Annotated in this window: 8 protein-coding genes; 7 read left to right on the top strand and 1 reads right to left on the bottom strand. The window is 59.3% G+C overall.

Annotated features, from left to right (window positions below):
• Nucleotides 1-89: 89 nt before the first annotated feature.
• The 4 genes from L9059_RS07580 to L9059_RS07565 all read left to right on the top strand — a co-directional run bounded on the left by L9059_RS07580 (nucleotide 90) and on the right by L9059_RS07565 (nucleotide 8,174).
• Nucleotides 90-1,082: an AraC family transcriptional regulator gene (locus L9059_RS07580; RefSeq protein ID WP_247289741.1), complete on the top strand. Its 993-nt coding sequence runs from the start codon at nucleotides 90-92 to the stop codon at nucleotides 1,080-1,082.
• Nucleotides 1,083-1,348: 266 nt separating this feature from the next.
• A complete protein-coding gene (locus L9059_RS07575) occupies nucleotides 1,349-2,380 on the top strand; it encodes a histone deacetylase family protein (RefSeq protein ID WP_247289739.1) in 1,032 nt (343 codons plus the stop codon).
• A gap of 13 nt (nucleotides 2,381-2,393) precedes the next feature.
• Nucleotides 2,394-3,494: a polyamine ABC transporter substrate-binding protein gene (locus tag L9059_RS07570; RefSeq protein WP_247289737.1), complete on the top strand. Its 1,101-nt coding sequence runs from the start codon at nucleotides 2,394-2,396 to the stop codon at nucleotides 3,492-3,494.
• Nucleotides 3,495-3,608: 114 nt separating this feature from the next.
• On the top strand, nucleotides 3,609-8,174 hold the full coding sequence (locus L9059_RS07565) for a dermonecrotic toxin domain-containing protein (protein ID WP_247289735.1): 4,566 nt from the start codon (nucleotides 3,609-3,611) through the stop codon (nucleotides 8,172-8,174).
• A 3-nt stretch (nucleotides 8,175-8,177) separates the two neighbouring features.
• On the opposite strand, the gene pdxR is transcribed toward L9059_RS07565, so the two are convergent.
• Nucleotides 8,178-9,728, bottom strand: coding sequence for a MocR-like pyridoxine biosynthesis transcription factor PdxR (gene pdxR, locus L9059_RS07560; protein ID WP_247289734.1), 1,551 nt, complete (start codon nucleotides 9,726-9,728; stop codon nucleotides 8,178-8,180).
• A gap of 90 nt (nucleotides 9,729-9,818) precedes the next feature.
• Here pdxR and L9059_RS07555 point away from each other — a divergent pair, with 90 nt between their 5' ends.
• The 3 genes from L9059_RS07555 to L9059_RS07545 are packed head-to-tail and all read left to right on the top strand — an operon-like array spanning nucleotide 9,819 to nucleotide 11,587.
• Nucleotides 9,819-10,442, top strand: a complete 624-nt coding sequence (locus tag L9059_RS07555; protein ID WP_247289732.1) for an FMN-binding negative transcriptional regulator — start codon at nucleotides 9,819-9,821, stop codon at nucleotides 10,440-10,442.
• 9 nt (nucleotides 10,443-10,451) lie between these two features.
• A complete protein-coding gene (locus tag L9059_RS07550) occupies nucleotides 10,452-10,898 on the top strand; it encodes a GNAT family N-acetyltransferase (RefSeq protein WP_247289731.1) in 447 nt (148 codons plus the stop codon).
• A gap of 17 nt (nucleotides 10,899-10,915) precedes the next feature.
• A complete protein-coding gene (locus L9059_RS07545; RefSeq protein ID WP_247289730.1) occupies nucleotides 10,916-11,587 on the top strand; it encodes a GNAT family N-acetyltransferase in 672 nt (223 codons plus the stop codon).
• The last annotated feature ends 1 nt before the right edge of the window (nucleotide 11,588 follow it).

Genomic DNA, 11,588 nt, shown 5'->3' with positions numbered 1-11,588 from the left:
ACCGCCATCACGAGCAAGCTCGCTCCTACAGTTTTAATCGCGGCATATAAATTGCTGTCTTCCAGTCAATCCCAAGGCTGGAAGCCAACATGCTCCACTCCCACCTCACCACCCTCAACGCTGTCTCTCTGGTGCTCGACGCCTTCAAGGCCAAAGGCTTGTCCAGCGACGCCTTGCTCGCCGGCAGCGGTATCAGTGCGGCGGATCTGAACCGGGCGGATACGCGCATCACGACCAATCAAGAGATGCAGGTCTGCGCCAACGCGGTCGCGCTCAAGCGTGATATCGGCCTGGAACTGGGCCGGCGAATGCACGTTTCATCCTACGGCATGCTCGGTTATGCCCTCCTCACCAGTGCCACCTTCGGTGACGCTTTGCGCCTGGCGATGCGCTATCCGGCGCTGCTGGGAACACTTTTCGAGTTGAGCCTGGAAGACGACGGTGAGCGAATCTGGTTCGTCGCCGCCGATTACCGGGAAAACCCGGCACTGGCAGTATTCAACGCAGAGTTCTGCCTGGTGTCGCTCAAAGTCATTTGCGATGACCTGCTCGGACACCCTCTGCCTTTACTGGCGGCGCGCCTGGAGCATGCGGGACCGGACTATCAAGCGACCTACGCCGAACACTTCGACTGCCCAGTGCAATTCAACGCGCGGGACAACGCTTTCGCCTTCGGCAAGCGCTGGCTGGATCACCCCCTGCCACTGGCCGACACCATCACCCATCAGGCAATGGCCGAGCGTTGCCGCAAGCAGAACCTCGAGTTCACTGGACGGCAGGCGTGGCTGGGGCGCATCCGGCAGTTGCTTCGTGCGCAACTCAATGCCGCGCCGGGCCTCGAAGGCCTGGCGCAGCAGATGAATTGTTCTGCGCGAACGTTGCGTCGCCACCTCAGGGAATTGGGATGCAGCTATCAGGAACTGCTCGACGAGTTACGCTTCGAGCAAGCCAAACACCTGCTGTGCGAAGACCAGATGCCGATCTACAGGATCGCTGAAGCACTGGGCTTCAGCGAGACCGCCAGTTTCCGCCATGCGTTTGTGCGCTGGAGCGGCGTAGCGCCAAGTCAGTTCAGACCATGAGTCCTCCCCCTGTGGCGAGGGAGCTTGCTCCCGCTCGGCTGCGCAGCAGTCGTAAAACTGCACCCACTGTCTGAATGGAGGAACGCGATACTCGGTTTGGGTCTGCTGCGCAGACCAGCGGGAGCAAGCTACCTCGCCACAGAGGGGCGAATTTCGGTCAATTATTTTGGCCACATCGATCCCCTTTTGGCCTTTCCTGCCGTTCTCCGACTCGCCCTGCGCGAGCAAGACTGTGTTCAACCGAATCAGCCTGCGGAGAACAAGAAATGCTGACCATCTACTCTGACGACCATCATCTGCACCACGGTCGCTGCGAATTGATCGACGGGCAACTCAAGCCCTGCTTTGAAATGCCCTCGCGTGCCGACCACGTGCTGCAACGAGTGCAGCACCAGGACCTCGGTCCCGTGCAAGCGCCGAAAGATTTCGGCCTCGACCCGATCGCACGCATCCACAGCCGCGACTACCTGGACTTCTTCAAAGGCGCCTGGGCACGCTGGACTGAATTCAATACTGACGGCGACTTGCTCCCCTACACCTGGCCGGCGCGGACATTGCGTGCGATCAGACCCACCAGCCTGCACGGTCAACTCGGCTACTACAGCTTCGACGGCGGAGCCCCGATTACCGCCGGCACCTGGCAAGCGGCTTACAGTGCTGCGCAAGTAGCCCTGACCGCACAGGCACAGATTCAGGGCGGTGCTCACAGTGCCTTTGCCCTATGCCGACCACCGGGGCACCACGCGGCCAGCGACTTGATGGGTGGATATTGCTACCTCAATAACGCCGCCATCGCCGCCCAAGCTTTCCTCGACCAAGGCCACAGCAAAGTCGCCATCCTCGACGTCGACTACCATCACGGCAACGGCACTCAGTCGATTTTCTACGAGCGCAGCGACGTACTGTTCACCTCGATTCACGGCCATCCGGAAGCCGAGTTTCCGTTCTTCCTCGGCTACGACGATGAACTGGGTGAAGGCGCAGGCGAAGGCTTCAACTTCAATTACCCGCTACCCGCCGGCAGCGGCTGGGATGCCTGGAGCGCTGCACTGGAACAAGCCTGCAAAGAGATCGAAACATACGGTGCCGGCATCGTCGTGGTGTCCCTGGGCGTCGATACGTTCAAGGACGATCCGATCTCGCAATTCAAGCTCGATAGCCCGGACTACCTGGCGATGGGCGAGCGCATCGCCAGGCTGGGGCTGCCGACCCTGTTCGTGATGGAAGGCGGGTATGCAGTGGAGGAAATCGGCATCAATGCGGTGAACGTTCTTGAAGGCTTCGAACGCGCTCAATGAGGAAACAATAACAATGAACAGACTCAAGCGTCTTATCGCGCCAGCGTTGTGCGCCACGGTGCTCGGTGGGGCCGCTCACGCCCAAGAGCGAACGTTGCGCGTCTACAACTGGTTCGACTACATCACCCCCAAGGCCCTGGAAGACTTCAAGGCGCAGAACACCCAGACCAAACTGGTCTACGACATCTTCGACACTAATGAAGCACTCGAAGCCAAGTTGCTGACCGGTAACTCCGGCTACGACGTGGTGGTGCCGTCCAACGTGTTCCTCGCCAAGCAAATCGAAGCGGGCGTATTCCAGCCACTGGACCGCAGCAAGCTGCCGAATTGGAACCACCTCGATCCCAAGTTGATGAAGCTGATCGAAGCCAACGACCCGGGCAACAAGTTCGCGGTGCCCTACATGTACGGCACCATCCTGATCGGTTTCAACCCGGACAAGGTCAAGGCCGCCCTGGGCGACAAGGCACCGGTGGACAGCTGGGACCTGATCTTCAAGGAAGAAAACATCAGCAAGCTCAAGCAGTGCGGAGTCGCCCTGCTGGACTCGCCATCGGAGATCCTGCCTCTGGCCCTGCAACACCTCGGCCTGGACCCCAACAGCAAGCAGCCGGCGGACTACGCCAAGGCAGAGGCACTGCTGATGAAAATCCGGCCCTATGTCACCTACTTTCACTCCTCCAAGTACATGGCTGACATCGCCAATGGTGACATCTGCGTTGCCGTCGGTTACTCGGGCAGCTTCTCCCAGGCCGCCAACCGCGCCAAGGAAGCCAAAAACGGTGTGACCGTCGACATGCACCTGCCCAAGGAAGGTGCACCGATCTGGTTCGACATGCTCGCCATTCCAAAGGGCGCGAAGAACACCGAAGACGCTTACACCTTCATCAATTACCTGCTGCAACCGCAGGTGATTGCGCCGGTGAGCGACTTCGTCGGTTACCCCAACCCGAACAAGGACGCGACGGAACTGGTTGACCCGGCGATCCGCAATAACCCCAACCTGTACCCGACCGATTCGGCGATGAGTACGCTGTACACCCTGCAGCCCCTGCCGCGCGATGCGGAACGGGCGCGGACCCGGGCCTGGACCAAAATCAAGTCAGGTACCTGAGTCACCATTGAGACCAAGACCCGCCAGGCAGCGGGTCTTTTTTTGCCTGCCGTAAACATCTACCACCCAGCGGGTTCGCCCCCCCATTACCGTCGGCGCATCAAGAGGCTTTCCATGCCTCCCCCCTGCCCCGAGGTCTTCGTCATGAGCAATAACCCCGTACCACCCGCAAATAATTCGACACCCTTGGTGCACACCAATGAGCTGGTGAACCAGATCGGCCACGGTCCAGTACTGCACGAAGTCGCTTCGCAACTGCTACGTCAGGCGTTGGACGAGGCGTACCCACAACTGCACATCGACCCGGAAATAACCACGCTGGCCACACCTCAATGGCTGATTGTGGAAGACCGGGTCGAGGTAGGCCCTATCACTTTCGAATTGTTAACCACTGTGCTCGTACGCCAGGGCCTATATGGAACAAAGGCAAATTTTCTCGAAGGGGAGCATTTTTTGACCTCTGAACCTGACGCCCTTAATCCAGTGCACCTCAACGTCAGCATCGAGCAAATTGCCAGGATCCTGAACGCGCTGGCAGCGCAACTGTTCATCGAGATGCAGGCTCGACAACTGAATTTCTGGAATACCAAGGGGCACAAGATTGCCCGCTGGCAGGAGTTCTCGGACACGTTGCGCAAAATGTTGAATGTGCAGAGAGTCAAGGGCTGGGACGCGGTTGAATGCGAGATGGCCCGGGAGGTGTTTCGCGACCCGGACCGCAGCACCCGTAGAAATCTGAACAGCGATTTTTCCGCCATCCAGGCCTGCCTCATTGATATCGATATCGAGGGGGCCAGCGCCAATGATCATCTGCTGATCGGCTGTGGCGTTGTCCTCAAGGCCACCCATCGCGGCCGTCAGTTACTGGTGATGTACACCATCGAGCGGGCGTACGAGTCGTTCCGCTCGATGGAAGCATTAGGTAACTCGCTCCCCGGTCGCCTGGATGACCTCGCCGACGAGCGCACTTTGAAATGGCGGCTCTACGAACCCGAGGGCAACATCTTTGACCATATGGCGTGGGCCTTGGTGTCGTCACAACTGGACGCCATTGGTGCCTTGCGATTTCAAGAGACGCCGGCAGAGGAAGAATTAGCACCCGACGCCGGACCCGATCTCAAGGCAACCGCGCGATTCCTGCAATTGAACGCAGCTATTCCCCCGTGGCTGCGCAACGCCTCGGTCAGAGATATTGAGGACTACGGTCATTACGTCAGCTCGCTGGGCCTGTTGTATCGTCAACCTGCCAGCCAACTGGCCCGGGCCGAGATACCGTCCATCACTGACTATGCGCAACGGCAGATGAGTGAAGCGATCCAGGCTGATCCGCGGGCGCTCGACGCGGCGAATCTTCCCCTGGACGACCTGCGAATCAAAATCACCAACAGCATGACCACCGGCAATTTGACCCTGCCCAACCCGCTCGACCAGCATGTCGTCACACTGGCCGACTTCGCCCTGGAGAATGTGGCGCCCTATCAGGCCACGGTGTTTTTCAAGGGCGGCGAGACAGTCCCGTCGTGGCTCACCGCAGAATTTCTCACGACCCTTTCAGCGCAAGTGGACATCGGTAAAAACTACCCCGACTTGATTAAGCCCAAACTAATGGGCGACCCGGTAACCTCGCGGCGCCAGGAAGATTTCTATTGCAGCCAGCTACGCTGGTTGCTGCCGCTCCAGGCCCTGGAAGCAAGGCTGCGCCCCGACACCGGTGTCGATGAACGCGGCTATCAATTTATCTGCGACCTGATCAAACCGGCCCCTGGCACCAGCCCCATCGCCCTGTATCCACTGACATTGACCCCGCAACATCGACTCTTCAAAACCAGCGATACCGTGGACAACATGTTCATCATCAGCCCTCGAAACACCCACAACGCACCTTGTCTGCTGTATCGGCCCATGTTCGATGAACCCCTTCTGCAATATCCCTCGAGACAAAATCTCCTGTACGCCTTGCACCAGCCCGGTGATCTCCGGGATTCGGTACTGGCGTGGCTACCTGACAAAGCGCTGAGCTTCGAATACGCCCAGTACGTTTTCCCCACCGGGCTGCCATCTCCGTGGCTGATTGCGCAACAACTGGTCAACCCGTTCCAGCGTGCAGCCACGTTCGGCCGCGTTGCGATTCAAAGCGTCGAGACCACTGGCAACCTGCTGTCAGCACTGTTCAAAAGTAACGCGCGGGCTTTGGTCGACCTTGCGGACCGGCAATCGCAATCGAATGCCGAACAGCGCTGGAGTGTCTTGAAAGACAGTGGCTGGGCACTGTTCGACGTGGCCTCCAATTTCCTCAGCGGTGCAGTGGGTACCGCCGTCTGGGTCTGGCAGACCATCAACCAGATTCAACAGGCGCTGGACGCCCATGAGCAGGGTGACAGCTTCATCGAGTGGACTTCCGTGTCGGATATTCTGCTGGCGCTCGGCATCATTCTCAGTCATCACGCGGTGCTGCGGCGTCAGAAAGTCTCCAGCAAACCGCCCATCGAACGACTCCCAAGGGAGCATGCGCCCGGGCCGAGCATCGGTCCTGTGGTCACCAAGCTCAACTCGCAAGTACTGGCACCGGACTTGCCATCCAGCCACCTGAATGCTCTGGACCTGGACGGCTCGATTGTGCGTCGTACACCGACGGCGCTGGGCGCTTATCTGGACACGCTAAAGGTTGCAGCGCCGGACATTTCCAATACCAGTGTGACAAAGCTGAAGGCCGTGCCGCCGTCGATCTATCAACACGCCGATCGAAACTACGCCCAGGTCGGCGATCGTTGGTTTCAAGTCGAGTTACGAGGCGATGACGAGGTTTACATCCTGTACCCGAACGAACCTGGGCACACGGGGCCGCGACTCATGGACAGTGGCAAGGGCCAATGGGTGCTCGACCTGCGCCTGCGCCTGCGCGGGGGTTCGGGTAATGCAATGAGTCGGCATCAGGAAGCCGCTGACGAGCAGCGCAGAAACCATTTGGATGACCTCCTGCAATCGTTCAGGATTTTGGAAAGCACCAAAGAAGCTCAACTGCGCGAATTGCATGACGATCTCCAGCAGGCCGGTACCGGAGAGTACGATGAAAAAGCGGCGGCCTATGTCGAAAAGCTCGACTCGACGATCGACGAGTACCGCCAGGCACTGCAACAACTGAGCGAATGGCGCACCCTCGGTGGAACTGAAAACTACCAGCAAGATCTGCTGCGCCTGAGCATTACGCTGCACAGGCACCTGTCTTTGTGGTTTGTCATCAAGGGCACCGAGTACGGCCAGGCCATCAGTGTCATGACCAAAGCGGGGAAGACAGAAGCGATTCCCAGACAAACCTACATCGACAATGTGCAAAAAGCGACCACACTCGGCCAAGAGATGATGGACAGGCTCGGCTTGGCGCAATCGACACTTGAGGGCATGCGCGCCGCCGGAAAGTTCGGCATCGAAAGCGCGATCAAGATCCGCAAACTGACCCCCTCGTTCACCGAACTGGATCTCAAGGCCAATGAGATCGGCATGGCCCAGGAGTTATGCATCAATGAGCAGGCCAGCCCCCTGATGCAGGAGGCTCGCGTTGCGGTAGGCAAAATTGTGGTCAGCGCGGCGAAGGCGGCCATTGTGATGGCTGAGCTGGTGAAAATCCGAGGCGTGCCAGCCGACCTGCACTCGCACATTGAGAATCTGAGCGCCCTGGCAGAGACCTTTGCCGATGCCGATCAGCGCATCAACGAACTTGCGCAAACGTACCCCGACCTCGTCAAGCTGCCCAAGCTCATTGAGTTGCGAAATCTGATCCACGAATTCGCGCAGTTGGCGCAAAGCCGCTTGGAAGCCCTGCTGCCGGAGCCGGAGCCCGTGGCGCCGCAAACATCTGTCGACCGGGGGCAGCCCGCGCCGTCACGTCAACCGATCAAAGTGCGCAAGACGCGGCCACGGGATCCGATAAACAATGAACCGGAAAGAACCCCGGAGGAACCGCTCAAATCCTTTGAGCCCGCCATCTACCAGCATCCGATATCGAGCCTGAATGATCAGGAGACGATAGAAGCCGGAATCGAGCTGAACCTGGACACCGGCAAGTTCATCGAACGTACCCGCAAGGATGCATTGCTGCCAAGGCGCATCCCCGCCGATATTCAGGATGTATTCGATCAACAGGCACTGAAGTTGGAGCAAGCCGCCGATAACGTGGACCAAGCCGTGATCAACATTAAAAGGAACGAGGGCACCGACCTCCCGGTAGGCAGTCTGAGTGCCGAACTACGCGCTGGCGCCACGCGCTTGCGCAAGGAAGGTGTCGGTGTTCGCGCTGATTTGTACATAAGGCGCAAACCAACACAGAGCATTTTCAAATGGATGCATGACCACGGTCAGATCGAGATCAGCCGCGATCAACGAGGGCGAATCCAGACCAAAGGGCTCGGCGACTATTTTCAGGAGTACCTGATTATGAACAAGGCTCGTAATGAACCCTTATGGGTGGCTCATTTCCATTACGAAACCCTGACGAGTCCGGCAACCACGCCCACAGCGGCCCATTTGAAGGTGTCGGAGACGTACCTGAAAACCCTCTCGCAAGACCTGCAGAAGGTTCTTGGCACCTTCGAGCCTATCGATGGCGTGTTCCGCAAAATCAACGAGCCGGCACTGCGCAAGCTCTTTCTGGACCTGGAAACCACGGTACAAGCCGCCTCTTAGAGGCTACGGGCGCCAAACCTTTTCAAGGCGGCCCAGTGCAGCGTGGATAGCTTCCTCTGGAACCGCCGCGAAGCCCAGGACCAGCCCGGCACGCTGGTCCAGAGGCGTTGACGAATCCGGCAACCAATAGCTGCTCAGCGGATTGATCTCCACATCGACGCTGGCGGCCTGCTCTATGAGCTCTTCCTCGCGATGCTGGGAGTCGACCGCCACCGTCAGGTGCAACCCGGCCGCCACGCTGGGCAGACTGCCGATGCCGGCAATCGCCTGCGGCCAACCAGCCAGCACTGCATTACGTCGGTTTAGCGCGGCGCGGCGCATGCGGCGGATGTGCCGCTGGAAATGCCCGGCGGCCATGAACTCGGCCATGACCGCCTGAGTGCTGACCTCGGAATGTCGCACGTCCACCGCCCGACGCCGGGAAAATGCCTGCACCAGCCCCGGTGGTAACACCAGGTATCCCAGGCGCAGCGCCGGAAAGGCAACTTTGCCAAAAGTCCCGACATACAAGACTCGCCCCTGTCGATCGAGCGCGGCCAGCGGCGCGAGTGGCGCGCCGCTGTAACGGTATTCGCCGTCATAGTCGTCCTCGACGATCCAGCCTTGGTTGCGCTCAGCCCAAGCCAGCAACTCGAGGCGGCGCGCCAGGCTCATCACCACCCCGGTGGGGTATTGATGCGAAGGCGTCACGTAAGCGAGGCGGCAATCGTCAAGGCTGGCCAGCTGGTTGCAGTCGATACCCTCACTGTCCACCGCCACCCCATGCAATCGGGCACCGGCAACAGCGAACGCATGCCCCGCCGCCCGATACCCCGGATTTTCCAGGGCCACTCCGTCCCCGGGCTCCACCAGCAGCTGTGCACAAAGGCTAATTCCCTGCTGCGCGCCACTGGTGATCACTATTTGCTCAGCGGTGCACTGCATTCCCCGAGAACTACGCAGATACGCGGCAATCATCCCGCGCAACCGCGCATCGCCCGCCGGATCGCCGTAGCACAGCTGCTGTAAATCCGGTTTACGCCAGAAAGCCGCGTTTAGCTTGGCCCATACCTCAAAAGGAAACAGATCGAACGCCGGCACCCCCACCCTGAATGCGCGAGGTGGGCCGCTCGGTGGAGTCACTAAGTGGTTCTTTTCGACCCGGCCCAGAGCCCCATTGTGGATAACTTCACTGGATGAAATCACAGGTAAATCCAGCCAATTTGTGGATAAGGCTGTGGGTAAGCCTGTTGAAAACCCTGTGGATACTTTTGTGGATAGTTTTTTGCCGGGGGAGTCCGCATGGGGCAATTGCGCGACATAAGTTCCGTCTCCCACTCGCCCCTCGATAAATCCCTCGGCGTACAGTTGATCGTATGCCTGCACCACGCTATTACGGGAAATCCCCAGCGCCGCCGCCAGATCACGAGTGGCTGGCAATCGCGTACCACTGGCCAGCCGCCCATCCAGCACCCGCAGTCGTAACGCCTGATAGAGCTGTCGACTCAGCCCCTGACGCCGATCAAGCTCGATGCCAGCTGGATTGAATGACAGGGAAAGCGGTGCTTGGCTCATGATAATGGACCTATGAAATTGGTCGTTAATGGCTCTTACAACAGACCAATAGCCTGCCTAGGATGCAGGCATTCGCCAAGGAATTTTTCCATGTACAACCCCAGCAGCTTTGCCATCCACGATTTGGACGAACTGCAGCAGCAGATACTCGCCACCCGCCTGGCCTTGGTCGTGACCCACGGCGAGCAAGGCTTGCAAGCCAGTCATCTGCCGCTGTTGCTGCGCGGCGACGAAGGCCCCAATGGCACCCTCTACGGTCATTTCGCCAGGGCCAATCCGCAGTGGAAGGAACTGCAGAACGGCGCGCAAGCCCTGGTGATATTTGCCGGTGCCGATGGCTATATCAGCCCCGGGTTTTACCCCAGCAAAGCCGAGCACGGCAAAGTCGTGCCCACCTGGAACTACATCGCCGTGCACGCGTACGGCACCGCCCAGGTGTTCAGCGATGCCGATCGCCTGCTTGAGCTGGTCAGTGGCTTGACCGATCGTCATGAAGGCGCCCGCGCACAGCCGTGGAAAGTCAGCGACGCTCCGGCCGACTACATTGACGGGATGCTCAAGGCCATCGTCGGCTTTGCCCTGCCCATCCAACGCCTGGAAGGTACACGCAAACTCGGCCAGCACCGCAGCCCCGCAGATTATGCCGGCGTGCGCGAGGGGCTCGGCGCCAGCCCCAATGCGCAAGACCAGGCCCTCGCTCACTTGATGCGTTAAGGAACCCACATGAGTCAGCTCGACATCCGCCAGGTCACTGCCGACGATCACGCCGCCTGGTTACCCTTGTGGCAAGCCTATCTCGGCTTTTACAACACCCAGCTGCCTGAAGCGGTCACTCGAAGCACCTGGGAGCGCATGCTTGATCCAGGCGAGCCGACCCACGCCGCGCTGGCCTGGGCAGATGGTCGAGCGGTGGGCATGGTGCATTTCATCTACCATCGATCAAACTGGAGCATCGAGAACTCCTGTTACTTGCAAGACTTGCTGGTGGCGCCGCAAACCCGCGGCACCGGCGTGGGTCGCCAGTTGATCGAATTCGTCTACGCCACCGCCAAAAACGATGGTTGCTGCAAGGTCCATTGGTTGACCCACGAAAGCAACACCACCGCGATCCAGCTCTACGAGCGTATCGCCGAGCGGCCGGGTTTCATCCAGTTTCGTAAAGCCCTTTAAGGTTCAAGGAGAACAACATGTCGACTTCACTCGCGGACTGGAAAGGCGTCCCGGCCCCCTCGGTTCAAACCATCGAAGGTCGGTTTATCCGCCTTGAGAAACTTGATCCGGCCCGTCACGCCGATGGCTTGTTCAAAGCCCTGCAAGGCCCCGGCGCCGATCCCAAGCTGTGGGATTACCTGCCTTATGGTCCCTTTGAGCAGCGCAACGTGTTCGACGATTGGTTGAACAATCATGCGGCCCACAGCGAACCCTATTTTTTCAGCGTGATCGACCGCGCCAGCGGTGAGGTGCAGGGCATCCTCAGCCTGATGTCGATCGTTCCGGCCCAAGGCCGCATCGAGATCGGCCACGTGACCTTCGGCGCACCAATGCAACGCTCACCGAAAAGTACTGAGGCGGTGTATCTGCTGGCCAGGGAATCCTTTGCACTGGGTTACCGCCGCCTGGAGTGGAAGTGCAACAACGGCAACGCGCGCTCCAAGTATGCGGCCGAGCGTCTGGGGTTCAGCTTTGAAGGCGTGTTCCGCCAGCACATGGTGGTCAAGGGCCAGAACCGCGATACCGCCTGGTATTCGATCCTGGACTCGGAGTGGCCGGCCATAGGCGCCGGCTTCGAGCGGTGGCTGTCGGCTGAAAACCAGACGACTTCAGGTCAGTTGAAGACGCTGGCGGAGTGCCGGGGTTAGG

The organism is Pseudomonas violetae (assembly GCF_023072615.1).
In the GTDB taxonomy this organism is placed as follows: Bacteria; Pseudomonadota; Gammaproteobacteria; order Pseudomonadales; family Pseudomonadaceae; genus Aquipseudomonas; species Aquipseudomonas violetae.
This window is presented reverse-complemented; position numbering and strand designations above follow the sequence as displayed.

Coding starts and splice junctions, on each gene's coding strand:
- L9059_RS07550 (WP_247289731.1), top strand. CDS start 10,452: ATGAGTCAGCTCGACATCCGCCAGGTCACTGCCGACGATCACGCCGCC.
- L9059_RS07575 (WP_247289739.1), top strand. CDS start 1,349: ATGCTGACCATCTACTCTGACGACCATCATCTGCACCACGGTCGCTGC.
- L9059_RS07570 (WP_247289737.1), top strand. CDS start 2,394: ATGAACAGACTCAAGCGTCTTATCGCGCCAGCGTTGTGCGCCACGGTG.
- L9059_RS07555 (WP_247289732.1), top strand. CDS start 9,819: ATGTACAACCCCAGCAGCTTTGCCATCCACGATTTGGACGAACTGCAG.
- L9059_RS07565 (WP_247289735.1), top strand. CDS start 3,609: ATGCCTCCCCCCTGCCCCGAGGTCTTCGTCATGAGCAATAACCCCGTA.
- pdxR (WP_247289734.1), bottom strand. CDS start 9,728: ATGAGCCAAGCACCGCTTTCCCTGTCATTCAATCCAGCTGGCATCGAG.
- L9059_RS07580 (WP_247289741.1), top strand. CDS start 90: ATGCTCCACTCCCACCTCACCACCCTCAACGCTGTCTCTCTGGTGCTC.
- L9059_RS07545 (WP_247289730.1), top strand. CDS start 10,916: ATGTCGACTTCACTCGCGGACTGGAAAGGCGTCCCGGCCCCCTCGGTT.